The organism is Bacteriovorax sp. BSW11_IV (assembly GCF_000447755.1).
Classification (GTDB): Bacteria; Bdellovibrionota; Bacteriovoracia; order Bacteriovoracales; family Bacteriovoracaceae; genus BSW11-IV.
The window spans coordinates 1-23,915 of the sequence record NZ_AUNE01000004.1 but is presented as its reverse complement, the minus strand read 5'-3'; the positions used below and the strand labels follow the sequence as shown (position 1 = coordinate 23,915).

General features: G+C 36.8%; 30 protein-coding genes. 15 read left to right on the top strand and 15 right to left on the bottom strand.

Annotated elements, in window-relative coordinates; all coding sequences use genetic code 11:
* The first annotated feature begins 90 nt into the window (after positions 1–90).
* Positions 91–462, top strand: coding sequence for a TraR/DksA family transcriptional regulator (locus M899_RS01005; protein ID WP_021269621.1), 372 nt, complete (start codon positions 91–93; stop codon positions 460–462).
* A gap of 19 nt (positions 463–481) precedes the next feature.
* Here the strand turns inward: M899_RS01005 and M899_RS01000 are convergent, their stop codons facing one another.
* Complete coding sequence (locus M899_RS01000) at positions 482–679, bottom strand: hypothetical protein (RefSeq protein ID WP_021269567.1); 198 nt, start codon at positions 677–679, stop codon at positions 482–484.
* 143 nt (positions 680–822) lie between these two features.
* Entirely contained in the window at positions 823–2,292 is a 1,470-nt protein-coding gene (locus tag M899_RS00995) for a hypothetical protein (RefSeq protein ID WP_021269608.1), read from the bottom strand.
* 296 nt (positions 2,293–2,588) lie between these two features.
* Here M899_RS00995 and M899_RS00990 point away from each other — a divergent pair, with 296 nt between their 5' ends.
* A complete protein-coding gene (locus M899_RS00990; RefSeq protein WP_021269560.1) occupies positions 2,589–3,683 on the top strand; it encodes a S8 family peptidase in 1,095 nt (364 codons plus the stop codon).
* Here the strand turns inward: M899_RS00990 and M899_RS00985 are convergent, their stop codons facing one another.
* Complete coding sequence (locus M899_RS00985; protein ID WP_034727233.1) at positions 3,684–4,355, bottom strand: hypothetical protein; 672 nt, start codon at positions 4,353–4,355, stop codon at positions 3,684–3,686.
* Positions 4,356–4,418: 63 nt separating this feature from the next.
* On the opposite strand from M899_RS00985, the gene lnt reads away from it, so the two are divergent.
* On the top strand, positions 4,419–6,020 hold the full coding sequence (gene lnt, locus M899_RS00980) for an apolipoprotein N-acyltransferase (RefSeq protein WP_021269539.1): 1,602 nt from the start codon (positions 4,419–4,421) through the stop codon (positions 6,018–6,020).
* On the opposite strand, the gene M899_RS00975 is transcribed toward lnt, so the two are convergent.
* Positions 5,982–6,974 carry a KpsF/GutQ family sugar-phosphate isomerase gene (locus M899_RS00975; protein WP_021269556.1) on the bottom strand — a complete coding sequence of 331 codons (993 nt, stop codon included), beginning with the start codon at positions 6,972–6,974 and terminating at the stop codon, positions 5,982–5,984. The two genes, lnt and M899_RS00975, sit on opposite strands and share 39 nt — an antisense overlap.
* 91 nt (positions 6,975–7,065) lie before the next feature.
* Here M899_RS00975 and M899_RS00970 point away from each other — a divergent pair, with 91 nt between their 5' ends.
* Positions 7,066–7,581 carry a hypothetical protein gene (locus M899_RS00970; RefSeq protein WP_196801710.1) on the top strand — a complete coding sequence of 172 codons (516 nt, stop codon included), beginning with the start codon at positions 7,066–7,068 and terminating at the stop codon, positions 7,579–7,581.
* Here M899_RS00970 and M899_RS00965 read toward each other — a convergent pair.
* The 7 genes from M899_RS00965 to M899_RS00935 form a co-directional block, all read right to left on the bottom strand.
* Positions 7,578–7,979: a response regulator gene (locus M899_RS00965; RefSeq protein WP_021269516.1), complete on the bottom strand. Its 402-nt coding sequence runs from the start codon at positions 7,977–7,979 to the stop codon at positions 7,578–7,580. The genes M899_RS00970 and M899_RS00965 overlap by 4 nt on opposite strands.
* 2 nt (positions 7,980–7,981) lie before the next feature.
* On the bottom strand, positions 7,982–8,737 hold the full coding sequence (locus tag M899_RS00960; protein WP_021269583.1) for a HEAT repeat domain-containing protein: 756 nt from the start codon (positions 8,735–8,737) through the stop codon (positions 7,982–7,984).
* Positions 8,738–8,754: 17 nt separating this feature from the next.
* Positions 8,755–9,807 carry a phage tail tape measure protein gene (locus tag M899_RS00955; protein ID WP_021269548.1) on the bottom strand — a complete coding sequence of 351 codons (1,053 nt, stop codon included), beginning with the start codon at positions 9,805–9,807 and terminating at the stop codon, positions 8,755–8,757.
* Positions 9,808–9,905: 98 nt separating this feature from the next.
* Positions 9,906–10,769: an inositol monophosphatase family protein gene (locus tag M899_RS00950; protein ID WP_196801709.1), complete on the bottom strand. Its 864-nt coding sequence runs from the start codon at positions 10,767–10,769 to the stop codon at positions 9,906–9,908.
* Entirely contained in the window at positions 10,750–10,986 is a 237-nt protein-coding gene (locus tag M899_RS00945) for a DNA gyrase inhibitor YacG (RefSeq protein WP_034727227.1), read from the bottom strand. The genes M899_RS00950 and M899_RS00945 overlap by 20 nt, the downstream gene beginning before the upstream one ends.
* A 49-nt stretch (positions 10,987–11,035) precedes the next feature.
* Complete coding sequence (locus M899_RS00940; RefSeq protein ID WP_021269537.1) at positions 11,036–11,386, bottom strand: hypothetical protein; 351 nt, start codon at positions 11,384–11,386, stop codon at positions 11,036–11,038.
* Between the two features lie 175 nt (positions 11,387–11,561).
* On the bottom strand, positions 11,562–12,368 hold the full coding sequence (locus M899_RS00935; protein WP_021269503.1) for an aminotransferase class IV: 807 nt from the start codon (positions 12,366–12,368) through the stop codon (positions 11,562–11,564).
* A gap of 83 nt (positions 12,369–12,451) precedes the next feature.
* Here M899_RS00935 and M899_RS00930 point away from each other — a divergent pair, with 83 nt between their 5' ends.
* From M899_RS00930 to M899_RS00920, 3 genes are read left to right on the top strand one after another with little or no spacing between them, the layout of a single operon-like run.
* Positions 12,452–13,387: an acetohydroxy acid isomeroreductase, catalytic domain protein gene (locus M899_RS00930; RefSeq protein WP_021269640.1), complete on the top strand. Its 936-nt coding sequence runs from the start codon at positions 12,452–12,454 to the stop codon at positions 13,385–13,387.
* A 2-nt stretch (positions 13,388–13,389) separates the two neighbouring features.
* A complete protein-coding gene (panB, locus tag M899_RS00925; RefSeq protein WP_021269635.1) occupies positions 13,390–14,199 on the top strand; it encodes a 3-methyl-2-oxobutanoate hydroxymethyltransferase in 810 nt (269 codons plus the stop codon).
* Entirely contained in the window at positions 14,196–14,891 is a 696-nt protein-coding gene (locus M899_RS00920) for a type III pantothenate kinase (protein ID WP_021269519.1), read from the top strand. The genes panB and M899_RS00920 overlap by 4 nt, the downstream gene beginning before the upstream one ends.
* Here M899_RS00920 and M899_RS00915 read toward each other — a convergent pair.
* A complete protein-coding gene (locus tag M899_RS00915; RefSeq protein WP_021269545.1) occupies positions 14,880–15,104 on the bottom strand; it encodes a hypothetical protein in 225 nt (74 codons plus the stop codon). The two genes, M899_RS00920 and M899_RS00915, sit on opposite strands and share 12 nt — an antisense overlap.
* Positions 15,105–15,259: 155 nt before the next feature.
* On the opposite strand from M899_RS00915, the gene coaBC reads away from it, so the two are divergent.
* The 5 genes from coaBC (at position 15,260) to M899_RS00890 (ending at position 20,524) form a co-directional block, all read left to right on the top strand.
* Positions 15,260–16,498: a bifunctional phosphopantothenoylcysteine decarboxylase/phosphopantothenate--cysteine ligase CoaBC gene (gene coaBC, locus M899_RS00910; RefSeq protein ID WP_021269631.1), complete on the top strand. Its 1,239-nt coding sequence runs from the start codon at positions 15,260–15,262 to the stop codon at positions 16,496–16,498.
* A complete protein-coding gene (panC, locus tag M899_RS00905; protein WP_021269549.1) occupies positions 16,495–17,364 on the top strand; it encodes a pantoate--beta-alanine ligase in 870 nt (289 codons plus the stop codon). The genes coaBC and panC overlap by 4 nt, the downstream gene beginning before the upstream one ends.
* Entirely contained in the window at positions 17,357–18,676 is a 1,320-nt protein-coding gene (gene hflX / locus M899_RS00900) for a GTPase HflX (protein WP_021269615.1), read from the top strand. The genes panC and hflX overlap by 8 nt, the downstream gene beginning before the upstream one ends.
* A gap of 70 nt (positions 18,677–18,746) precedes the next feature.
* Positions 18,747–20,108 (top strand): cell wall hydrolase, encoded by a 1,362-nt coding sequence (locus M899_RS00895; RefSeq protein ID WP_021269525.1) that lies wholly within the window; start codon positions 18,747–18,749, stop codon positions 20,106–20,108.
* Positions 20,105–20,524, top strand: coding sequence for a hypothetical protein (locus tag M899_RS00890; RefSeq protein WP_021269562.1), 420 nt, complete (start codon positions 20,105–20,107; stop codon positions 20,522–20,524). The genes M899_RS00895 and M899_RS00890 overlap by 4 nt, the downstream gene beginning before the upstream one ends.
* 98 nt (positions 20,525–20,622) lie before the next feature.
* Here the strand turns inward: M899_RS00890 and M899_RS00885 are convergent, their stop codons facing one another.
* On the bottom strand, positions 20,623–20,970 hold the full coding sequence (locus M899_RS00885; RefSeq protein ID WP_034727222.1) for a hypothetical protein: 348 nt from the start codon (positions 20,968–20,970) through the stop codon (positions 20,623–20,625).
* A gap of 89 nt (positions 20,971–21,059) precedes the next feature.
* Here M899_RS00885 and M899_RS00880 point away from each other — a divergent pair, with 89 nt between their 5' ends.
* The 3 genes from M899_RS00880 to M899_RS00870 all read left to right on the top strand — a co-directional run bounded on the left by M899_RS00880 (position 21,060) and on the right by M899_RS00870 (position 22,221).
* Positions 21,060–21,350, top strand: coding sequence for a hypothetical protein (locus M899_RS00880; protein WP_021269507.1), 291 nt, complete (start codon positions 21,060–21,062; stop codon positions 21,348–21,350).
* Positions 21,347–21,661 (top strand): hypothetical protein, encoded by a 315-nt coding sequence (locus tag M899_RS00875; RefSeq protein ID WP_021269585.1) that lies wholly within the window; start codon positions 21,347–21,349, stop codon positions 21,659–21,661. Before M899_RS00880 ends, M899_RS00875 begins: the two co-directional genes overlap by 4 nt.
* Before the next feature lie 98 nt (positions 21,662–21,759).
* Positions 21,760–22,221, top strand: coding sequence for a hypothetical protein (locus tag M899_RS00870; protein WP_021269611.1), 462 nt, complete (start codon positions 21,760–21,762; stop codon positions 22,219–22,221).
* A 16-nt stretch (positions 22,222–22,237) separates the two neighbouring features.
* Here M899_RS00870 and M899_RS00865 read toward each other — a convergent pair whose 3' ends face one another.
* Positions 22,238–23,026 (bottom strand): type II secretion system protein, encoded by a 789-nt coding sequence (locus M899_RS00865; protein WP_021269570.1) that lies wholly within the window; start codon positions 23,024–23,026, stop codon positions 22,238–22,240.
* A gap of 113 nt (positions 23,027–23,139) precedes the next feature.
* Positions 23,140–23,915, bottom strand: a 776-nt coding sequence (locus tag M899_RS00860) for a trypsin-like serine peptidase (protein WP_021269618.1), incomplete at its 5' end; no start/stop codon positions are given.

Here is a 23,915-nt window from a genome sequence, read left to right as displayed (position 1 = left end):
ATCAAAAAAATGCAGGGCATGGTTAAAATTTAATGTATGCCCTACCCATGCGCAAAAGCGTTATTGGAATAGCACTTCAAGGAGGATTGTATGGATAAGGCGAAATTAGAAAAGTATAAGGACAAGCTTTTGCACCTTAGAAGTGAAATTCTTAATGGTGGCATCCTTAGAAAGAATGAAGATCTCACTGTTTCAACAGATGATCTAGCTGATGAGGCTGACCTTGCCAACAATGTCATCAATCAGCAAGTTTCATTTAATATGAGAACACGTGAATTAACAAAACTTCGTGCAATCGAGCTAGCGCTTGAGAGAATCGAAGATGGTACTTACGGTCACTGCGAAGAATGTGATGAAGAAATTGCGGCCAAAAGACTTGATAATCAACCTTGGGCCGACCTTTGTATCACTCACGCAGAAGAGCGCGAAAGAGAAGAACAAAGATTCAAAAGAGTTGGCTAATCGGCCAACTCTCTCTTATCTACATTTCATAAGATTTAACAACTACTGTCTCATTTAAATTTTCTGTTAATACAAGCAGTCTTTTCAATTCTTTTTCAAAGAATGCATCTTTGTTATATGCCGGAGCTCTTTGTGTGCGGTTACTTGAAGTCGCACAAGATGTCATAAACAGTAAAATTGCCATGACAAAAATACTTCCGAAGGTTATCTGTGACATTGCTCCCTCCTTGATTGCAAGTCTCACACAATTTTAAAAGCATGAATCGTGCCAAAATAACTTTTAGTGATTTCAAGATGTTTTATAAAATGAGCGGGGTCACTTTAGGAGAGCGGTGTCAGAATTACTTTTGAAGGTGTCAATTAAGGGACTTTTAGTTCTACTAACAGACCATTTAGGCCATCGACAATATTGACTATTACCTGATCTTTATAGATTTTGATAATAACAGGATTATACACTCCAAGTTTTTCAATATCGAAGAAATCAGAATCGTTTGCAATAATTGAAAGAAAACTCCCTTTGCGCTCGATTTCAGTACGCATTGTTTTCGCAATATCATTTTCAACTTGTTCAAGAATAGAAGTTCTCTCAATCGCTCTCTTAGCGATTTCATCGAATTTCAATTTGTTTGAATAAGTTTCTAACTCAGGATCTCTGTCAAAAATAGTCCATAGCTCAAACGTGTCATTTTCTCTTTTCAGTAATCCTTTTGAGGGGTGAAGATCAATATCTGATTTTTTTAAATTCATCTTACCGTTGGGAAAGCTCCCGTATAGAATGAAGTAATCCCCTTCTTCCATCAATTCAGTAATGCTCGATGATTTTAAATCATTAGCAATTTCTAAAACTTTATTAAAATCGTATTTAAAATCAAAGTTTGCATTTTTAAAGTAAGTATTAATTCTCTTCCCGATGGCCTGAGTGTAGAGTCCCGACTCAATCTTAGAAAATTGTTCTTGAAAGACATCATTATTTAAAACTCTTTTTAAGAACTCTAGATTTCTTCTTTTCTTTTTAAGTTCGGCCTTATCATCTGCATCCGCTTTTTCACTTAACTTAAGTACTTTAATGTATTCCTCACCGAGAGTCTTGTTGAGCTTCGCGCGCATATCAGTACTAAGATTAGCTAAAAGTCTTACAGAAAATGGGCTAAAGTATTGCATCGAATGATTAAGATTAGTGAAAACTTGTGAAATATAGATTTCAGCGAGAACAGGCGTAATTGTACTTGGAGTGTAAGTAGAATACTCATTTAGAATATAGTCTAAGAATTGAGCAGCTTTTGTTTCATCAAAAATGACTTCAACTTGCATTCGAATTGATTTTAATCGTGAATGGATATTACCTCTATTATCCTCAAGCATTTGATAAACATTTTTTTCAAGTAGGTTAAATCCTTGTACAAAGGCCTCTGACTGAGAAACTGTAAATGATGGGCGTAGTGCATAAATGCGATTAAGTAGAGATGTTTCAACAATAAGTTTATAAATATGTTGAGATGCAAGATCAATCATCTCTCTTTCATTAGCAATGTAATTTCTTTTTTTAAAGGCCAAATCATTTAGAGAATCAAGAAGTCCTAAAAGATCATCTGGTGAATTTGTGTTGCGAACAAGTTTTTCCATGCCATCGATAATCTCTTTTGCAAATGGACCCATTCCATAAGTACCTGGCTCACGATTCATGATCATGTATTCAAGTTCATTGAATGTGAAAGAGCTTTCTAAAGTGAAGGCATGGTCTAGTTTTTTGAAACATCCCGGCGTCGCTGCAAATGAAGCAGTAAAAGAGAAAAACCCAATAAGGACAATTTTCACGAGATATTTCATGCCCTCATCTTATATAAGGGTGCCGTCAATTGCTTGCTAGTAGAAATTATTACATCTTGTGCCAGTTCTCTAACAGGAGCGAAATTTATTGGGCCTCAATTTTTGTCTAAAAAATAGGCGGCCCTCCATACTTTTTTCGCCTACTATTCAGACAAAAGCCATAAGACCTTGAAATCACGTACTGTTTTTTGGCCACATAATTGCTTTAATACAGGTGTCACCAAGCTTCTAGCTTTTTGGTGTACAGAAATTGTTGTTGAAATTATGATCAGTCTAATTCTTATGGGGAGCCTAAGATGTTATTGAAGAAGTTAACATGTTTTAAAACACTGATTCTCGCTGGTTCGATTATGTTATCGACAAGCGGCCTTGCAGTCGACGCTTCTCACCTAGACTTAAACCAACTTAAATCAAAGTATTCAAGCTGGGGTATTGATCCAGACAACAAGCTCTCATCTATTAATCTTCCTGAAGCATGGAAACACTTCTCAGAGAAAAAAGAAGTTGTCGTTGCTGTAATCGATACTGGAATTGATTATTACCATTCATTCTTAAAGGACAATCTCTATGTTCCTGCAGGAAAAGTTGGTCCGGCCAACTACGGTGTAGACTTCTCTAAAAATAGAGTAAGTAATTCGCGTCCAAGTGATGATCATGGTCACGGTACTCACGTATCAGGTATCATCAAAAGCATCTTCCCAAAAGTTAAGATTCTAGCTCTTAAATATTACGATAGAAACGCATCTGGAAAAGATAACTTGAAGTCAACTATCGATGCTCTTAGATACGCTGTTGAGCAAAATGTTGATATCATCAATTATTCAGGTGGTGGCCCTAAGCCAGATACTGAAGAGCTTGAGATTTTAAAGAAAGCTGAAGCAAAAGGTATCCTTGTTGTAGCAGCAGCAGGAAATGAAGAATCAAATATTGATTTAGAGTCTAATGCTTACTATCCAGCAAGCTACGATCTAAAGAATATTATAACAGTAACTGCTTATGACCAAAATCTAAGAGTACTAAGTTCATCAAATTATGGAAAAAGAGCTGTTGATATTTCAGCTCCTGGATACCAAATTAAATCTGCACTTCCAAGCAATAGATCTGGTTACCTAACGGGTACAAGTCAGGCAACAGCATTTGTAACGGGTGTAGCTTCAATGATTAAGTCTCAGTTTCCAGACCTAAGCTCTGAGCAAATCATTGATATTATCAACAAGTCTGCAAAGAAAGAATTCACACTGGAAGGTAAATGTGCCACAGGTGGAAGACTTGATGCAACTAAAGCACAACAACTTGCTTCAGAAATGACGACGATTAAAGTAGACGATCGAAAAGTAGCAAGTAAGACAACAACACCTGCTCCAGGTAAGATCATTTACAGAGTAAAGTAACTAGAGATTTAAAAATCTATAAACTGCTAAAGCACCACTAATGACGGCCACGGCCGTCAGTGCAAAAAAGAATACATTAATAATTTTTACAGCTCCCCCCAAGCGATACGAAAGCAGGGATTGCAATGAGACTCTTGTTTTGTTGCGATCCCTCTTCCCTTCACTAATCGCTTCAGAGATTCTCTGATAGAAAGTTAATTCAAATTCAAGACCCTCACCTTCGGCCTTAGTCACACAACTCCAAATTTCTTTTTCTGGAACATCGTAACTGATAAGCTCAAGGATTATGTCTTTTAGTTCGTAAAAATAGAGATTATGGTGGGCATGATCCTTATTTGTTGTATCGTAGAAGAAATCTAACAAATCATTATATCTTAGAATGACCTTAGAGATATATCTCTTTGCCTTCTCACCCTTTTTACTTTCTAAGGCCCTATTAGACCTTTCTAATGATGAAAGTTGAGACCAATACGACTCACGAATTGAATAAAAACTCTTTTCTCCTAATGGTTCACCAAGAGGATTATAGTTAAACTGAAATCCACAGGCCTCACACTCACGCTCAGTGATGAAGACTGAAGAGCACTTAGGACAGCGCTTCACTTGCTCGTAGTGAACCTTGAAAGGATTGTGTGTATTTAGATGTTCATTATTCTCGTGTTGTATGTGCATAATATTATGATAACTAGCACCCGAGAAATTGGCAAATGCCTAAGTCACATTTAGAATGAAATCATGACAATATTAAAAATAAAAAACTTCCCATTCGCAAACAAGTCGATCCCCTTTATTGGAGGGCTGCTATATGCGAGCGCATTTCCAATAAAAGGCCTTCCTTCATTCCCATTGGGAAGTATTCTTGGCCTTGCCATGCTCTTTTATTATTTTTCATTAAATTACAATGAGACAAAAAAGATTTCACTTAAAAATGAAATTGTTAGCTTCCTGCTTTTCTCACTTGGATACAATCTCTTTGGCTATTATTGGATTCCAGAGCTTCTCAAAGTTTTTGGTGGATTATTTTTTCCTGTGAATTATATCTTAGGGGCCTTATTCACATTAATCATTACCCCACACATATTTGCATTTATTGTTATTAAATATTTCGCTCGTAAAAAACTCTTCAATACAAGCTTTACAATGGTGCTTTTGACAGCACTCTTTGTCTTGCTAGAGTATTTTGTCCCACAACAGTTTCCAGCACACGCAGGCCACCCTTTCCTATGGTTTGCACCCTATATAGGTATTTCCAAATTTTTAGGTGCCCCCTACTACTCATTCATCAGTGTGTTTCTAGCTCTTACAATAGTGCGATCTTTAAAAACAAAAAAAGCCGATGTCTTATCAATTGGGGTTTCAATCGCCCTAATACTAGCTGGAGTAGTTGTCCCTCTACAAAAGAGTGAAGGACAAAATGAACTCAACCTGAGGCTTGTACAAGGAAATATTGGTAATGACCTAAAAATCCACTCTGAAAATGGACTTCAACTAGCTCTAGGTGAAGTGATTACGATTTATAGAAATCTCTCGATTAGTGAAGCGCAAGTGACACCCGATCTAATTGTTTGGCCAGAGACTTCATTTCCAAGAATATTAGATTCACGTCTTATGAAAAATGACCCGGCCCTAACACCATACACATTTCAAATGATTGCACAGAAGATGGGCTCAGAAATTTTTATTGGCGGTTACGATACTTCGGGCAAAAGAAATAACTTTTTCTTTGAGACTCAACACAATGCGGCCTTTCACTTTAGTGAAAATGCTAGATTGAAAGATGCTTATCATAAGAGAATTTTAATTCCTTTTGGTGAATCACTCCCATTTGGACCACTTAATGAGTTCTTAGCAAAATATATTGAAAATATTTCATTCTTTGCGGCCGGAACAACCTATCCATTATTTGAAACGAAAAAAAATGCAACATTTTCAGCGGCCATTTGCTATGAAATTTTATTTTCAAGCTTCATTAGGGACTACTTAAACAACACAAAAAAAATTCCAGATTTTATTATTAATATTACAAATGATTCTTGGTATGGAAATACATCGGAACCATTACAGCACTTGTTCTTATCTCATTGGCGCGCCATTGAGTTCAATGTTCCCATCGTGCGTGTGACAAACACTGGTATTACTTCAATACTATATGAAGATGGTAGTGAAAGTGAGAGATTGGCCTATCACACAGATGGAGTTTTGGATTTACCGATTGTCGTAGATAAGAATCTTGCCCCAACAGTATTTCAACAATATGGAATTTGGGGCAATGGTATTTTATGGCTTGTTCTTTCTCTTTTATTTTTTGCGAGAGATCGTAAATCCTTCTTTCATTAAGTCATGTAGGCGTAGAAATCCGCAGAATACGCCTTTGTCCACAACAGGAAGTAGATTAATTTCATGTTGACGCTCTTCCATTAACTTCAGAGCATCATAGGCCAGAGCATCTGGCCCAATTGCAACAGGAGTTTTATTTACGATTTCAGAAACTTTTGTTTCAAGTCCCTCTCCATTTTTTGCAAGAGTTCTTCGAATATCACCTTCAACAACAATGCCTACAAATTTCCCACTATCAACAACAGCACAACCGCCGACAGGATTTTTTGTCATTTGAATAATCACGTCTTTCAAAGTGTCTGAAGACTTAAGCAAAGGACACTCATCCGTGTTCCACATTAAATCTCTTACCTTCATGCGAAGGGCCTTCCCTAATAATCCACCGGGATGATTTTCTGCAAAACCTTCTTTCGTAAGACCAGTGACATGCTCAAATAAAACGGCAAGAGCATCTCCCATGGCCAAGGCCAGTGTTGAACTTGTTGTTGGCGCTTGATTATTAATACAGGCCTCTCTCTCAACACTACAATCAAGAACAAGACCACATTTTTTAGCAATTGGAGAAGCTGTATTTCCGACTAAAGCGATCATCTTTTTTGGATCTACAGTTAAGTAAGGAAGAAGCTTAATAATTTCTTCTGTCGTTCCCGATTTTGAAAGAAAGACGATAGCATCATTCTTTCCCACTCTCCCAAGATCTCCATGGAGTGCCTCAGTTGGGTGAAGGAAAAAAGAAGGAAGACCTAACGAAGTGAATGTGGAAGCTAGTTTTTGAGCGATAACACCAGACTTCCCAACCCCACAGAAGACAATATTGGAACCGGTGGCAAGAAGATCTTTAAAGATTTCTGTCGCATGGAGGGCATCAGATTCTGTAATTTTTCCAGCGGCCTGTTCAAGAGCACGGGCCTCAAGTAATAAAACATTTTTTAGGATGTCGCCATTTTTGTCCATATTGTGCGCCTGCTTTTAATGAGATAGGGAATCATATATAATTATATCTGTATGTTAGTATTTTTATAAGAAATTGACCATGCGAAAGATTATGAAAAAAGTGATTATGGCCCTCTTCCTAACAATTTTGACAAGCTGCTCTTCCTATGAGCAATTTCAGTATATTGTCGAAGAGTATGAAATTCCTTCACAGGTTTACACCTTTGATTACAACCAAACTTGGCAGGCAGTCATAAAGATTATGGCCAATTATGATCTTGAAATTAAAAATCAGGAAACGGGTGTAATCAAAACAAGATGGCGTGATAACACAACAGAACTAAATTTTTCAGATTCATTCGGATCAGGAGATTCTGTAAAGTCTGCAAAATTTAAACTTATTGTAAATGTTGTCAAAGGCTTCAAAGGATCTCGCGAAGTTTCAAAAGTAACAGTTTTCAAAAGACAAATGATTGAAAAAGATTTTCTTCAAGGATGGAAAGTTATTCGCAGTGATGGCTTTCAAGAAAAAACTATTCTCTATCGCGTAGGAAGAGTCCTTGCACTTGAGAGAAAACTAAAAGAGATCGAAGAAAAGAAAGCTAAAGAAGAAGAAAGTAGCTTCTAAATTTTTTCCAAACAAAAGGCGAGCTTACTCTCGAGCTCGTCTATATTCCACGGCTTTACGAGATATTCAGTAGCTCCTGCACTAATTGCATCAATCATATTTGAAACTTCATTTTCAGTAGTTACCATTAAAAATGGTGCACTGGCATGTGCTCCACCACCCTTAACTTTAGTTAAAATTTCAAATCCAGTTCCATCCGGAAGATTCCAGTCAGAAATAATCAAATGAAATTTCTTACTATTAAGCGCTTCGTAAGTGGTTTTACAATCAAGTGTATGAGTTATTGAATCAGGAAATCCTAATTTCTTTAAAGCATTTAACAATTGATCTGCCATAGTTTGTGAATCTTCAATAACTAAAACAGAAATATTTTCAGGTATAGATAGTTTTTTCTTCATAATTAAATTGTCTTAAAAGATACTTCTTTGCTTTTCCAAAATAAACGAACTGCTTCTTTATCATTTTTAGTTGGCTTCACACCTGTAATCTGAGAAAGCGCATAATTTAATTCTTCAAAGATGTCATTATATCTGTCTTTTTGAATCATAGTCAGAAGAGGATTCGTTGCTTTTTTAAATTGCAACTCTCCCACTGTCTTAACAACGTTTTTAATAATATCCATTCTCTTATGTTTTTGATCTTTACTATTTGAGTGATAATTACGCTTATCATAAAGCATCGCCCAAACATGAGGAGCTGCTTCAGATATTTTTAGCTCACGAATATTACTTAATGCCTGAGATCTTACCAGCATCGAGTTATCTTTAAGAAGTTCTTGGTAAGAAGACACATATTGTTTTTGTTTTAGGGCCAGTAGAGTTTTTAAACTCGCCATTCTCATTACCCAACTTGGGTGCTTTGTGAACTTTGAAATGAATGGAGCAGACTTATCCCCCATGATTTTACCGAGGAGAAAAGTCGCCATCCATCTATTTTTATCAGGGTAATTTCCATCTTTCATAACTTTTATCAAAGATGGAACAGCTTTTGATTTAAGAGCTAATGTTTCTTTTTTCAGATTATCATAATCTTGGTTTGTTTTATAAGTCTGCGAAAACTTCTTTAACAACACATCTTCTGACGTTGGTTTCTGAATACTCGCGAATGAATTAATACTGATGCAAACAAGTGTTGCAGCAACAAACCTTTTCATCATGAAAACTCCAATAAATGCTATCCTAGCATTTTTTCAAATTCTGAAAGCAATTCTTCTGCAGACTTTTTATCTCCATCTTCCATAGATGGAACTTCTGGCTCTTCATCATTGCTACTTGCACTAACAGCTTCTTCTTCGAAACTTTCTTCCGGTTCAGCAGCTGGAGCAGCTTGAGAATCACTAATGGCCTTTGCCATTTCCGCTTCTAAATCAATGTCACTATCTGCAACTTCATCTGGAATCGCTTCATCAGCAACGGACTCTGGTGCGGCTTCCATTTCGGGCTCAGGTTCAGCTTCAACTTCTGGCTCTGAAACAGGTTCTGCAACTGCGACAGCAGGAGCGCTACCACCGGCCTTTAATTCATCAAGAGCTTTCTTAAGTTGTTCGTTTTCTTGCTGAAGCTTTTTAACATTCGCTAGATCATCTTCAATTATTGAATACTCTTGCAATTGTTCTTTTAAACGATCTCTTTCATTTGAAAGATCAGCGATTTGACTCGTAAATTCACTCGAATCACCACTTGAACTTGCATTGCTCCTAGCATCTTCTAGTTCGTTTTCTTTTTGATCAAGCATTGAACGAAGCTTAGAAATTTCATCTTGCATGATTTTAACTTCTTCACCACTTCCACCAGCACTTGCGAGATCACCTAATCTTCTTTCTAGATCTAAAATCATTCTATCTTTTGCAGTAAGATCATCTGTTAAACGAGCGATTCTTGCATTCTTTTGATTAAGCTCTTCAGTACTTGCACCACCAACATGAATAGATGAACTTGGTAGATCACTTAATGGAACAACAGAAGGTATCCCTTCAGAAATGTCTAAACCACCGCCTCTAAAAAGAGATGACTTTAATGAATTAGAATTTTGAATAATTGAATCTAAATAATTTTTTACAACGTGAGCTGGAATTTCATGACGTAACTCTTGAAACTTTCTTCTGTTATAAAACCAATAGATGATCAATACTACGGCAACGAGAATGAGTATTGATAGAGAAATGATCAAGGCCTCATCCTGAATTTCCATCATATCTCTTACAAATCGTTTTAAAATTTCTGCCACTGAATCCGTCCTTGGAAATAACAATAAACACTTCTATTATAATAACGTAAAATTATAGGGATAGGGCAAAATTTTTGTCAATAAAGCATCTTACTCAACTATTTTATTTCTGCGTTGATTATAGACTTCATTTGACCATAGATTGGTTTTCTTGCGGCGAGAATCGTTTCACCAAATGCAGAGAATTTCCGTCCTTTATAGTCGGTTACTCTAACACCTGCTTCTGTACAAATAATTGAAGCAGCGGCCATATCCCAAGGAGCAAGACCCCTCTCCCAAAAGCCGTCGAAGATACCTTGGGCAACATAACAAAGATCAAGAGCAGCACTTCCCATGCGGCGAATACCGCGAGAGTTTCCCATCATTCTTTTGAAACACTCAAATTCAGCTGGTAGTGGCTTCCCCTTCTCTGTGATAAAACCAGTTACGAGCATTGATTCCTTGAGTTTTTTAGACAACTTTTCCTGATGAATTTTTTGAGATTTTTTATTGCGTGCGATCGTCCAGCAACCAGCACCTTCATAGGCCAAAAATGTTTGAAAAGGATTTGGCCTATGAACAACACCAACGACAGGTTTACCAAAATGGCATAATGAAATACAAACAGCGAAGTAATCCATTCCATTTAAAAAATTATTTGTCCCATCAAGGGGATCAACAATCCAGGCCCATTCTTTTTTAGAATAATTAATATAACTATGCTTTTCACCTTTGAATTCTTCAAAGGCAGCTTCCTCACCTAATATAGGAATATCGGGATAAGCAGATTTTAATTTTTTATAGATATAGATTTCTGCTTCAACATCGGCCTCGGAAAAAACGCCCTGCGCTTCTTTTGATGAAACAGTAAGAAGATGTAGTTTTTTTTGATAGCTCAACAATCTTTTTCCAGTTTGTTCAGCAACATTAGCAGCGTATTGTGCGGCCTTCTTCAATTCTTTATTATTTATTTTCATTGTCATCTTGATCTCTGAAAAATTGTCCTTCTTCATCCATTTCTTCGAATTCATCAACAACTTGATTTGTCGCAGGAGCAACAGGAATGGTGTAAGTCTGATTAAGCCAATGACCAAGATCTATCATCTTGCACTTTTCAGAACAAAAAGGTCTGTACTCACTCGAATAATATGAGAACTGAGTATCACAGATTGGACATTTAACTTTAAAGGCTTTATTCATGATGAAAGCTTAGTATTTGTTGCGCAATTTGAACACAATTTTTAGCAAATCATCTAAGTGTTTTAATAATCTGGGCCATCTCGCCGAGCCCATTTTCACTAGTAGGAAAAAAATAATCTGCACCGCGTGCAACAATATCTTCTAATTTTGATGTAATTGTCTTTTGTATTAAAAAAATTCTCGCCGTTGGATTAAGAATCTTCAAATCGCGAATTGCATTTGGATTTTTTTGATTCTCTTCATCTTCTATAAATAAAATAAACGAAGACATTTTTATCATCGTTGTTCGCTCTGAAATATCTTTTTCTTTGGAATCAAGAAGAATGGCACTAAAGTTTAATTTGGCCAATGAGAATCTCACTTTGTTTACGACTTCCTGATCCTCTCCTATGATTAACATCTCATAACTCCATCACTGCATTTTTGTTCCTAGATATATTCTAGACCCTTAAGGCAACCTTAAGATACAAATCGGTATATTTAGGAAAAATATTAGCAAAATTAAGAGCTTAACTTTTAAGTGTAATCAATAGAAAAAGTTTTGTTTTATAAAAAAAATGCCAATAAACTGTGACTTACTGGCCAATAAACTTTAAAAATTGTGGAAGAACAGTGTTATACAGATCATCCTTAAACTCTCTGCTTTCATAACTTTCTAAACATCTTAAAAAGCGCAATGAATTTGAAAGCCATACTTCATCACTTGCAAGTAAATCATCTTCTGTAAGTAATCTCTCAATGACGACATAGTTTTGAGACTTCAAGAACTCTATTAGATGCTTTCTGGCAATCCCTTCCAAAATACCACTTTGAATTTTTGGAGTGAGTATTTGATTTTCTTGAATTAGAAAAATATTACTCGTGCTCGCTTCTAATAAAATATCATCAGTACTATAAAATATAACTTCATCAAAATTATTCTTGGCGGCCGACTGTAGTTCAATATTTGTCTCGAGATAATTTCCCGCCTTTAAATATTCTGGAACTAAGCTCACACCTTTTCTAGAGATCGCTTTACTAGCTCTCAGTCTTCTCGGATCACTTACAAATGGAACAAGAAATAAGAAGAACTCACCTTCTCCACTGAGTTTTCGTAAATAACTAATGCGTAAATAATAAGAATCATCGCTAATAACTTGAGCAATGGCCTTGGTCACAAAATCTTGTAATGAATTAACATTAACTTCTTCGCCATAGAGAAATAGGACTCCATTTTTTAAACGCTGGAGATGATCAGTAAGGAAAAAGATTTTATTTTGACTAATTCTCGTCGTTGTAAAAAGTGATTCACCAAAAAGAAATCCCCTATTGGCCAATGGTCCAAATGCTTGATCGACATCTTGCCAAGAATCACGAAAAAAAACTTTTCCTTTGCTATTCATATTCCCTCAATGGTAGTTCTCTCTTTAATAATAACGGCAACCCCAAATGAAGTACACAACAGACGCTTTTTATAGGTAAAATTATGGAAAATGCATCTAAAATTGCCATTATAGGTCTTGGCTCTCAAGCAAAGGCTTGGGCATTAAATCTAAGAGATTCTGGTCTAAATGTCACAATTGCCCTAAGAGAAGGAAGTTCTTCTTTTGCAATTGCAGATCAGTTAAATCTTAAAGCTCTCCCTATTGGTGAATGGCTAAGAGACATTCCAACTATTATCGTTCTCACTCCAGATCATGAACAAAAAAATATCATTGAAAAAAATATCGCGTTTTTCTCTAATGGAACGCATTTTATTTTTGCTCACGGATGGAGCTATATCAGAAACTTCAAAGATCAATATCCGCAATTTAATATGGCGATGCTCGCTCCCAAGGCCATCGCTAGCGAGGTTCGATTTCAATATGAAACAAAAGGCAAACTAGGTGGCGCTTATTCACTTGAAGGTTGTAAAGATAAAGACTCTTCACTAAATCTTGTTCTTCATATCGCTAAGGCCATTGGAATTACGGCCGGGCCTTATGAATCAACATTTGCGGAAGAAACTAAGGCCGATCTCTTTTCTGAACAAACAATCCTATGTTCAATGCTTCCTTATGGGGCCTTACATTCTTACAAAACATTACGCAAAAATGGTGTCTCGCAGGAAATGGCGTTTATGGAGTGCTGGCTCGAAGTAAAACTCATTGCTAACGCACTAATATCACTTGGACCGGTTGAGTTTTTTAAATTAATTAGCCCCAACGCGTTATTTGGCTCAACCAAGGCCAGTAAAGTTCTTTTTGACAAAGAATACCAGGCCAAATTAGATTCTCTTTTCCATGACATAGATACCGGTGTGTTCTATGAAGAATGTGAAAAAGCGAACCAACAACAACTAAGAGAGGAAGTTCTAAATCTTTGGCAAAACGAAGAACTACAAGAAGTTTTCGAACGCTTAAAAGATGAACTCATACCTTAAGAATGAAGAAACTAACTACTCTAAAAATTAAAAAGAATAAGATTAAAAAAGACTGCATGCCATTGCAAATGCTTACTTGCTATGACTATCAAACTGCGCGCATGCTCAGCGAAACAGAAGTTGATATGCTTCTTGTTGGAGATAGCTTAGGAAATGTTGTTCTTGGATACGATACAACTGTAGAAGTTACACTAGATGAAATGAAAGTCTTTGGTGCAGCCGTAAGAAGAGGTGCCCCAGAGAAATTCATTGTTGTTGACCTTCCCTTTGGAACTTATTCAACACTAGAGTCTGGTTTAAAAAATGCAATCGAGTTATTCCAATACACAAAGGCTGATGCACTTAAGCTTGAAGGGGCCTTTCCTCATCAGCTAGAGATCGTTAGTAGACTTGCTCAAACAGGCATTCCCGTAATGGGCCACCTCGGTTTAACACCGCAATCAGTATTTGAATTAGGTGGTTACTACACTCATGGGAAATCGGATGCATCTGCAAAAAAACTTATTGCAGAGGCGCGCGCACTTCAAGATGCAGGAGCTTTTTCAATAGTTCTAGAATGTGTAACAAGTGATCTTGCAACGAAGATTACTGATATGCTGACAATTCCAACAATTGGAATTGGATCAGGTGAATTAACTGATGGACAAGTTCTTGTGATCAATGACCTACTTCACTTAGGCCCAGACAGACCACCTAAATTTTGTACACCAATTGCTCATATGTATGATTTGAAGAAAAAATATATCAATGAATATTTAAGCTGCAACAAAGCGCCCTTTGTTGAAAATCAGCCACCACTTCCCCTTCAATGAGAACAATAGTTACAATTGATAACGGAAATTCAAATCCACACTACGGTCTTTTTCAAGAAGACTCATTGGTTCACGTAATGCCTCTTGAGGCCTTTGAAGAATCTGAAGACAATACATTCTATATAAGCTCTTCTGTTGGTGCCAAAGAAAGAATTGAAAGATTTAACGCCATTTCTATTCGCCAACTTTTTAAAGATAAGCAATTTCTTGATATGCCTGTTGATTATTCTCAAACACTAGGAGAAGATCGCCTTGCAGTTTGCTATTACGCTTTTAAAAAGTTCGAAGGCAATACGCTTGTAATTGATGCTGGAACTTTTATTACAGTGGATCTTGTTACAGATGATGGTCACAAAGGTGGTTACATCTTTCCAGGATTAAAAACATCCCTGGACTCATATCAAAAAGGAAGCTTACTTCCACATTTGAAAACACCAAATGCCAACGACGACCTAGACTTAGATAATCTTCCAAAAAATACAGAAGAGGCCATTTTAAAGGCCGTAACACTTCAACTAAAATCTTCTCTCAAATATATAATTGATCAGCTTAAACCAGATAATCTCTTAATCACTGGTGGCCAAGGAGAGCATGTAAAAGTTCTGCTCACAGGTGAAGAAAATGCAATCGTGGACAGAGATTTAATTCATAAATCTCTGTACCTCATAGCTAAAAATATCTTAGCTTTTTAACATCGTTTTTAATTCTTTAGGGATATCAAGTGCACGGTACTTCTTCCCGTTGCTCATTCTAATCCAAAAACCTTCGCGAACATCGCCATCGACAACAATATTGATGGGCTTCATTGAGACGATATGATCAAGATTTAGCAGTATCACTTCATTCGTATCTTCTAGGGCCTGAACGTCTCGGTCACTCACAATAGAGAATCTTTTAAGATTCATGATCAACTCCTTCAAAATTTCGCATAACCCCATTTTATAACTAGCTGAAATTTTAAAGAAGACTTTTTGTAAAAATGACATTATTTTGCCAACTTATTTACGCTGTCCTATAGTGCTTCATGCCCTATTTTCAGGTGTTTATTGGAATTTAGTTTATGAAGATTCTTCTTGGTATTTGCGGATCAATTAGTGCTTATAAGTCTATCGATTTAGCGCGCGCTCTTGTGAAAAAAGGCCATCAAGTTCGTGTTGTTCTTACTAAAGGAGCAAATGAATTTGTTCGTCCAAATATTTTCTCCTACCTTGGAGTTGAGAAAGTTTATAATTTCGATAGCGATTTTGATTATCCAAAAAATACTGATGATAAGGGAACTGTACTTCACATTGAATTATCAAAATGGGCCGACCGATTTTTAGTATGCCCACTTAGTGCAAACACACTCTCTTCACTGGCCATGGGAAGAGCAAATGATTTACTTACGTCAGTGTTCTTAGCATTTCCTGAAACTAAACCTATTGTTTTATTTCCGGCCATGAATACTCTCATGTATGAACATCCCATTACTCAGGCCAATATTGATTTAGTTCAAAGACTTCAATCGTTACAAAATACATTCATCTATCCACCAGAAGAAGGAATGCTTGCCTGTGGCGATGTTGGAGCGGGAAAACTACCTGATGTCGAAAAGATTGTAGAAACTTTTGATATCTTTAATCTTGAGCAAAAGAGAAATGAAAAAGTTGTCATCACGACAGGAGCAACACTCGCTCCTCTAGATCCCGTAAGATTTCTCACGAACTCATCTTCAGGAAAAACTGGTTTCATCCTAGCAAAGAAAGCTCTTATGAATGGCTTCGAAGTCATTGTCCTTGCTGGAGTTCACGCCACAAAAGAATTAGAGTATTTGAAGTGCCATTCACGCTATAAGCTTATTCGCCTGACTACAACTAAAGAGATGCTTACCCACGCGATGAGAGAAACAGAAGGCGCTGTTGCCTATATATCATCGGCCGCACTTTGTGATTTTGAATTTGATTATCAAGATTCTAAAATCAAAAAAGAAAATAGTACTGATAACGGTCTTATCTACTCCAAGGCCCCAGATGTACTTAAAGAAATTATCGGTGAATACCGAGATTCTGGAATGAAGATCATTGGCTTTGCAGCAGAAACAAATCTTACTGAAGAAATATTACAAGAGAAATGGCGCAGAAAACCAGTAGACCTTCTTATTGGCACCCATGTTCATGGTGGCTTCAAAGGACAAACTCAAAAAGGTTTCGCAACAGATGGTGCGACTTATTCGTTTTACAACGAGCATGGAATTAGCTTCCAAGGTGAATTGTCTAAAGATCAACTCGCCGACTATCTCATTGAGAGTTTAAAAAAATGATACAATTAATTAAATCGAGATCAGAGTTTTCAAATCTAAGAAAAACGATCAACGGCTCTGTTGGGCTTGTTCCAACAATGGGAAATCTACATTCTGGGCATCTTGGACTTTTGAATAAAGCTCTAAAAGAAAATGACTGCGCCGTGATTACAATCTTTGTAAACCCAACGCAATTTGGTCCAAATGAAGATTTCGACAAATACCCAAGAACTCTTGAGCAGGATGTTGAAAAAATCAAAGAAATGATGAGCTTAGAAAAAATTGAAAGGCCAGTCTATATCTTTGCCCCTTCATCAACTGCAGAAGTTTACGGCGATAATTTTCATACATTTATAAATGTAACAGAAATCACTGATGTTCTTTGTGGAGCGAAAAGACCAGGTCACTTTCAAGGAGTGGCCACTGTAGTTTACAAACTCTTTTCATTAACTAAACCCACAAAGGCCTATTTTGGCCAAAAAGATTATCAACAAGTACTAGTCATAAAAACCATGGCAAAGAATCTTGATCTCGACCTGGAGATTATAACTTGTGATATTGCAAGAAGTGCTGAAGGACTTGCTCTATCATCTAGAAATCAATATCTCAGTGATGATGAAAAGATATTGGCCTTACATTTGAACAAAACTTTAAATAAGATTAAAACAGAACTACAAAAAGGCTCATTCACTGATGCCTTTGCTGCCATCAATCTCATTCTTGAACAAGAGCAAAAAAATTCAAGATGGGACTATCTTGAAGTTTTAGACGCAAATAATTTAAAAGAAGTTGGACCAGAAACAAATAAAGTTGTTGTTGCTGGTGCATATAAAATTAACCAAACTCGATTAATCGATAACCTATTAGTAGATATAATTTATGCTTGATAATGAATTTTTTATTTCAAGAGAAGCTAAGGCGTCTCTTGTTTCTCTCGTGTGTCCAAGTTTTAAAGAACACGCAACAATTAATGAAACAGAAAGATCTCTAACAGAGTTAAGAGAACTTCTAAGAACACTGGGGATTGAAGCTGGTGAGTCTTATATCCAAAACAAGAAGACCGTTGATCCAGCAACAATTCTAGGCTCAGGAAAAATTGAAGAAATTGCCGAAGCGGCTAAAGAAGAAGGCTCGACACTTCTTGTCTTTGACTGCGAGTTAACGGCAAGCCAAATAAGAAATATTAAGAAGATTTCAGGGCTATCTGTAGTAGATCGTTGTCACATTATTCTAGAAATTTTCTCAGAACACGCCAGAACCAATGAAGCAAGAATTCAAATTGAAATCGCACGTCTTCAATACATTCTCCCAAGACTTTCAGGTTTTTGGAGTCACCTTGGTCGTCAAAGAGGTGGTATCGGTGTGCGTGGTGGAGAGGGTGAACAGCAGATCGAGCTCGATAGAAGAATCATTCGTGAGCGTATTGAGTTCTTTAAAAAAGAACTCGTTGAAATGCAAAAATCGCGCGAGCAACAAAGAAAAAGAAGACAAAACAAAGCTGTAACGGCTGCACTTGTTGGCTATACAAACGCAGGAAAATCTTCAGTGATGAATCGCCTGTGTCGAGTTAATGTTCTTGAAGAGAATAAGCTTTTTGCGACACTGGATTCAACATATCGTATGTTAAACCCTGACACTAAACCACCAATGATCCTTATCGATACAGTAGGTTTCATTTCAAACTTACCCAATACGTTAATTGATGGTTTCAAAACAACACTTGAATCTGCTCTAGAGGCTGACCTTCTTGTCATTGTCTGCGACATCTCTGATCCGCACTTCAAAAAACATCTTGAAGTAACAAATTCAGTTCTTGATGAATTGAACCTTGGGGCCAAAGATCGCATCATCGTCTTTAACAAAAAAGATCAACTTGAAGACCCACTCAAAGGAAAGATTATTTCTCGCTCATACGAGAATAGCTTTCTTGTTAGTAGCTATGAAAAAGATGATATGGACAATCTTAGAAAGTACATCATTAACTACTTCCTAGATAAACAAGAGCATTATGATCTCTTTATTCCCTACGACCGTGGAGATGCTCACGCCCAGATTGCGAGCAAAACCAACGTAATGAGTACAGTGAATCACGAAACAGGGATCTTCTATCGAATTCGTGTTCCGGCCTTTATTTTCAACCCTTTAGGCCTACAGAATTTCATCCTTGGACCAGAGGATGAAAGGCCTAGTGAATTGTAACAATCCCTTTAGATTTTGATCATTTAACCGATAAGCTCTCTGGAGAAATTTGTTCGAAAAGAGAGCTATCGTGTTTAAAAAGTATTTAATCCTATTTTTTATAATTTTCTCGACCTTTGCGGCCGAGGCACTTCAGATTCCAACTAAACTTGTTATCAAGAAGAACGTAACTTTGCGCTCTCAAAGCTACTTTAGTGGTAAAAGCTATGTAATAGGATTTCTCACTAAAGGTGTAGAGGCCGAAATTTTAGAAGTTGATGCCAATAAAAGTAAAGGTGTTGGATTAAAAATAAAAATCACTTCTGGTCCAAACTTCGGACGCATCGGATGGATTTATTACCACAAAGACCCTCAAGCTCGAGTAATCAATCTCTACGACCAGCAAGGAAAATCAATTGCTCCAAATCAAAGAGATTTCAAAAAGTTTTTTACAAATACATCACACCTTGTAGGTTTAAACAAATTTGAAAAAGAAAATGAAGATCAAATCTGGGACAAGATTCGTTCAGGTGAATATCAAATTTCAACTGAGGATGATCAAGGTGGCGCTTACGTCAGTTATAAAAAGCCTATGTATGATAGTCGAGGAATCAGATATTATGTGATCAAGCAAACACCGCGTAGACTTGAAAAAATGCATGATATTCTAGACCCAAGTACTCTTACTTCCTTTCTTGAGCAATGTAACAAAGAAGATATAACTGATCTTGTTGGGAAAGAGGTTGAGGTATTGGATGAAAAAGACTGGCTCCCTCACTGCAAGGTCCTAGCAAGAGATGTTTCATACCAAGACAAAGAAGAACTAGGAAAATGTCTTCAATCAATCAAAGATGTTGTCATCGCTGGCAACAAAAGACGAGACGGGACATTAATTAACCGCAGTTCAATTTTTACAAATCTTTTCTTAAAACTTAATCCTAAAGAACAGGAATTTGCGGCACTTACTCTAACAGCATTTGGTGAAGCGGGTATTTTGACTCCTCCCCTTGAAGAAATGGTCGCCGTGATGAAAGTTGTCCGCAACAGAAGAGACTACGCAAGAAAATACGGTCATGAGACTGCAACTGATTTGGATGCGGCCCTTCAACCTTGGCAATTTTCTATGTACAACAACAATGACCACAATTGGAAAACAGCACTTTCTTGTTCTTCGAAATGTAAGTACACTCGTACTTCAGTAGAAGCTTTCATTAAATTTAAAAACTCTAGCTACAAACCCCCTAGTGATATTGATAACGTTTATCACTATCACCGTGAATATGTAACAACCGCGACTTGGTCTCATGGTAGAAGACCTATGAATATTCAAATTAATGATGTGAAAGTTTCTGCAAAAAGAAAAAGACACAATTTTTACAAAGACGTAGCATGGAGTTTTAAGTTATCTTCTTTTAGAAAGAAAGCTGATGACATTAGGAAGGTACAAAGATGAAATCATTAGTATGTTTATTAACTCTTATTTTCTCTTTTTCCTCAATGGCCAACGACTGGAAAGTTGTTGAGAGAGAAGGTTTTTTTCTCCTCGTCAGTAAAAAGAATAGCGATACATTTTATCAGATCGAAAGTAATGGCGGAGTTCCCGAGTATGAAGAGACGATCTCTTATCGTGGAAATATCAAACTTCTAGTCTATAATTCAGGAACTGCAGGCACCTACGTACCCATCACAATTAAAAGAGCTGTTGTCTGGGATGAGAAAAGTGATAAGTTTCTTGGAGATTTTCCATACAAGTATTTTACAATGGCGAAAGTAAAACTTATTCAGCCAAAATGGGAAATAAAAAAAGAGACACTAATTGTCTCTGATCAAAATACAGATGAAATTTGGAAGATTATACTTCCTCGCTAAAATGAACCCGTCATTTTCATGTAAATCGTTGCTCCGAAAATAATCAAAGTAAGAGCAACGCCACCAATAATAAAAAGAATTTCCTTATCCACTTCGCCCTACTCCAATAAGTCATCAATCAAACGTTCAATGGCCAATGGTCGAACAAGTACCTTTTTAGCTCTTTTCGCTAGAACCTCAGGCAGATCTTCGTCTGGATTTTGAATGAGCACAACAGGAATCTGCGAAATGACTTCTTCATTTAATACGTTCATCATTTCATCTAGACCAACTTCAATGGCCGTTTTTACGTCAAGTGAGATTACATCTGGGGCCATATCTTTGATGATATACGTTGACTCGATCCCACTATCATCAGTGTAGCACTCTACTCCATACTTCTTTCCAAAGCCTTCGTAGAATTCTCTTAAAAAGCGATCTCGTTCAATAAAATAAATTTTTTTCATGAGCGCTGGCCCTTGTCTCATTAGTTAGCACATTGTATTAATAACATTATACTAGATAGGTGTGCAAAATAAAAATGGGGTAACTCTACATGGCAAAAGCTGTAAAAGTCATTGAAATTCATTCTGGCGAAGTGCTCTTTTCATGTGACATTGCTGACATTGATAAGGCCTATGACTACGCCGAAAAAATGGAGTCAATGGGTCTTGATATAAAGATAGACGCGCCTTCATGCCCAGAAACACTGGCCACCACTCTAGGTGCAAGTAGTGAATCCATTGATGATCTGCGAGAGATGATCGATGAGGAAATCAAAAGCCACGATATCACAGAAGGTCTTGGATGTGCCGTTTGTTTACCTGGTTCAGACTTAAAGCAATGAGCTTAAAAGAAAAAATCGAATCAAAAATTCGCGAAACTCTACAATTAATCAAGCGTGCCCTTCAGCATGAGACGAAGGAAAATAAGCAAATGCTTCGCACTTACTTGCGCTACACTCAGGGTGAGGCAAGTAAAGACGATATGAAACTTGCCAATGCCCAGTTTCGCTCTTTTCTCAAAACTCTGGGCCTAGGAACGCTTGCCGTACTGCCTCTGGCCCCCCTAACAATCCCAATGATAGTTCAGTTGGCCAAGAAATTTGATATCGACCTAATTCCTAAGTACCTGAAAGAAGATAAGAATTCAAAGTAATTTGTCTAGAATCTAAACACGTCTTATATAACTTACCGCCCTACTACCCAATATTCCTCGATTGGATAAGATCAATTGTCATAACCAACGGAGGATTTATGAAACTACTTTTAGCAGTCAGTGCAATTCTACTTTGCATACAATCTTATGCTTCAAACCAACTTTCATGTTTTACAACTTACACAACAAAGAATATTGGTTTTATTCAGGAGAAAACTTTTGCAACTCTAGAAAAAGATGAGGCGATCACTGTTAATGGTGAGCTTATCTCAGTTGATCTTAACCGAAATAACAAAAGTAGTATTACTCTTGCACCATCAAGCGATGTTAACAACACAAGAGCAATGATGGATCTAACTTTTGTTCCTCTAAATAGCTACAATCATCAAGATAAAAGTTGGCATGTAAAAGGAATCTCTATTGTTGTGAATGGAGTTAGTGTTACTCACAGATTCAATGAAGGTAATACAACTGAGATTAATTTTGCAAAAGAGTTCATTTATAGAAGCGGTAAAAAATTAAACGCTAACGTTTCACTTAATTGCTCAGTTGTTGAATAATAATTATCAGCAGGGACTATTCTCCCTGCTGCATTTTCTCCATCATTTGCTTTAACAGCTCTAGACCTTGCTGCATTTGTTCTTCTGTGATTTGTAAATTATCAGGTAATTGCGGAATAGCTTCTCTGTACTCTTCTTTTTGAGCGGGTCTATCACTACTTTCCACTTCTTTTTGATTGGATCTAGATTCTTCTTTTTTTGGAATAACTCCACTATCACCTTTTTGAGACTTCTCCATCAATTGCATTACGGCCTCTTGCATTTGTTGAAGCTCTTTAATCTTTGATGAATTATCAATTGCTCTTTGCATACCTGCAGGGTAACAATCCACTAATAACTCACCCTCATCTAACATGACATCAAGATTAATTGTTCTATTGATAGTCTTATTGCCGTAGACTTCTGCGTTTCTCTCTAAAGCAAGTTTCAATTTTAATCTACCACTTAAACCATCTTTAGAGTCCGTATCAAAATCAACAAGTGACATCGAAGATAAAGTGACATTTGCATCGCCATAGATTTTTCCAATTTCGTACATCACTTCATCATTGAACTTTAGAATCTTCTCAACGGGCACAGGCTTATCTTTTGTAATCCTAAAACCCTTAAATGATTTTACGCAAATTTCTTCCTTGGCCAAATGACCACGTACTTCATTGACTAAGATATTTATTTCCCCTGAGGAAATAATTGTTTTCTGCGTTTTATTTTGATTTCTCATGAAAGTCATAAAGCCAACTGCTGCAACACCCATAATGGCAAGAACCATCATGACTTCGATGAGTGAAAATCCAGTCTTTTTCATAATATCTCCGTTTTTAATATTTTAACCGAAGATGCAGAAAAAAAAAGACCCCTCATCCGAGGGGTCTTTTTTGGTGTTGTGATGTCAAGTTTCTCCGTGTGAAAGAGAATTGATTATTTGATATATTTTTCTAATTCTACAGATGAGATTCTAGAGATACTCTCTCCAAAACAACCATTTGAACCATCAACGTCTTCACAGATATTTACTCTGTTACAACCAGCGGCGTAGTCCATAGCATAGTCTTTTGCTCCTCTAACAAGGATACCTTCAACTAAACCTGTCTCATCATTGATAACTGCCGAACCAGAGTTTCCTCCAAAAGTATCAGCATTTGTTACAAAGTAATTAACTGGTGAGTTGTTTCTTACTTGTACGTTTTTAGTAACTTTAGTTGGAAGACCAGAAGGGTTTCCAATGATTGTCATTGACGCCTCATCTTCTACTTTACCTTCTTTTCTATATGAAAGTGGTGTTACACCTTCAACTTTTCTTGCAAGTCTAATAACTGCGAAATCTTTCTTCTGAACTCCATCAAGAACCGAAGTTAAAACTTCAGCACATTGATAGACATTTTCACTTGGAACAACATTGTCAGAAGCTTCTTCTGAATTGAAACCGAATACCCAAGAGCTTGTTAAGCAATCAAGTCCACGTACGCAGTGACCGGCCGTTACGAGAATGTCTGGGGCAACAAGGAAACCTGAACAACGTCCTACAGCGTTTTGCTCAGCATATCTTTCATCTTTACAAACATTCATCTCAACTGAAAGTGGAGAATATCTAAGGTATGTATAGCGACCTGATTTATACATTTTACTATTAGAAATATTTACTGCTGTTGCACTAGCAGCATCAACTAGGGATTTCATTGGAACTTCGTTTACTT

Bases quoted from the DNA above. Each gene is read 5' to 3' on its own strand.
- M899_RS01005 (WP_021269621.1), top strand. From the start codon at position 91: ATGGATAAGGCGAAATTAGAAAAGTATAAGGACAAGCTTTTGCACCTT.
- M899_RS01000 (WP_021269567.1), bottom strand. From the start codon at position 679: ATGTCACAGATAACCTTCGGAAGTATTTTTGTCATGGCAATTTTACTG.
- M899_RS00995 (WP_021269608.1), bottom strand. From the start codon at position 2,292: ATGAAATATCTCGTGAAAATTGTCCTTATTGGGTTTTTCTCTTTTACT.
- M899_RS00990 (WP_021269560.1), top strand. From the start codon at position 2,589: ATGTTATTGAAGAAGTTAACATGTTTTAAAACACTGATTCTCGCTGGT.
- M899_RS00985 (WP_034727233.1), bottom strand. From the start codon at position 4,355: ATGCACATACAACACGAGAATAATGAACATCTAAATACACACAATCCT.
- lnt (WP_021269539.1), top strand. From the start codon at position 4,419: ATGACAATATTAAAAATAAAAAACTTCCCATTCGCAAACAAGTCGATC.
- M899_RS00975 (WP_021269556.1), bottom strand. From the start codon at position 6,974: ATGGACAAAAATGGCGACATCCTAAAAAATGTTTTATTACTTGAGGCC.
- M899_RS00970 (WP_196801710.1), top strand. From the start codon at position 7,066: ATGAAAAAAGTGATTATGGCCCTCTTCCTAACAATTTTGACAAGCTGC.
- M899_RS00965 (WP_021269516.1), bottom strand. From the start codon at position 7,979: ATGAAGAAAAAACTATCTATACCTGAAAATATTTCTGTTTTAGTTATT.
- M899_RS00960 (WP_021269583.1), bottom strand. From the start codon at position 8,737: ATGATGAAAAGGTTTGTTGCTGCAACACTTGTTTGCATCAGTATTAAT.
- M899_RS00950 (WP_196801709.1), bottom strand. From the start codon at position 10,769: ATGACAATGAAAATAAATAATAAAGAATTGAAGAAGGCCGCACAATAC.
- M899_RS00945 (WP_034727227.1), bottom strand. From the start codon at position 10,986: ATGAATAAAGCCTTTAAAGTTAAATGTCCAATCTGTGATACTCAGTTC.
- M899_RS00940 (WP_021269537.1), bottom strand. From the start codon at position 11,386: ATGTTAATCATAGGAGAGGATCAGGAAGTCGTAAACAAAGTGAGATTC.
- M899_RS00935 (WP_021269503.1), bottom strand. From the start codon at position 12,368: ATGAATAGCAAAGGAAAAGTTTTTTTTCGTGATTCTTGGCAAGATGTC.
- M899_RS00930 (WP_021269640.1), top strand. From the start codon at position 12,452: ATGGAAAATGCATCTAAAATTGCCATTATAGGTCTTGGCTCTCAAGCA.
- panB (WP_021269635.1), top strand. From the start codon at position 13,390: ATGAAGAAACTAACTACTCTAAAAATTAAAAAGAATAAGATTAAAAAA.
- M899_RS00920 (WP_021269519.1), top strand. From the start codon at position 14,196: ATGAGAACAATAGTTACAATTGATAACGGAAATTCAAATCCACACTAC.
- M899_RS00915 (WP_021269545.1), bottom strand. From the start codon at position 15,104: ATGAATCTTAAAAGATTCTCTATTGTGAGTGACCGAGACGTTCAGGCC.
- coaBC (WP_021269631.1), top strand. From the start codon at position 15,260: ATGAAGATTCTTCTTGGTATTTGCGGATCAATTAGTGCTTATAAGTCT.
- panC (WP_021269549.1), top strand. From the start codon at position 16,495: ATGATACAATTAATTAAATCGAGATCAGAGTTTTCAAATCTAAGAAAA.
- hflX (WP_021269615.1), top strand. From the start codon at position 17,357: ATGCTTGATAATGAATTTTTTATTTCAAGAGAAGCTAAGGCGTCTCTT.
- M899_RS00890 (WP_021269562.1), top strand. From the start codon at position 20,105: ATGAAATCATTAGTATGTTTATTAACTCTTATTTTCTCTTTTTCCTCA.
- M899_RS00885 (WP_034727222.1), bottom strand. From the start codon at position 20,970: ATGAAAAAAATTTATTTTATTGAACGAGATCGCTTTTTAAGAGAATTC.
- M899_RS00880 (WP_021269507.1), top strand. From the start codon at position 21,060: ATGGCAAAAGCTGTAAAAGTCATTGAAATTCATTCTGGCGAAGTGCTC.
- M899_RS00875 (WP_021269585.1), top strand. From the start codon at position 21,347: ATGAGCTTAAAAGAAAAAATCGAATCAAAAATTCGCGAAACTCTACAA.
- M899_RS00870 (WP_021269611.1), top strand. From the start codon at position 21,760: ATGAAACTACTTTTAGCAGTCAGTGCAATTCTACTTTGCATACAATCT.
- M899_RS00865 (WP_021269570.1), bottom strand. From the start codon at position 23,026: ATGAAAAAGACTGGATTTTCACTCATCGAAGTCATGATGGTTCTTGCC.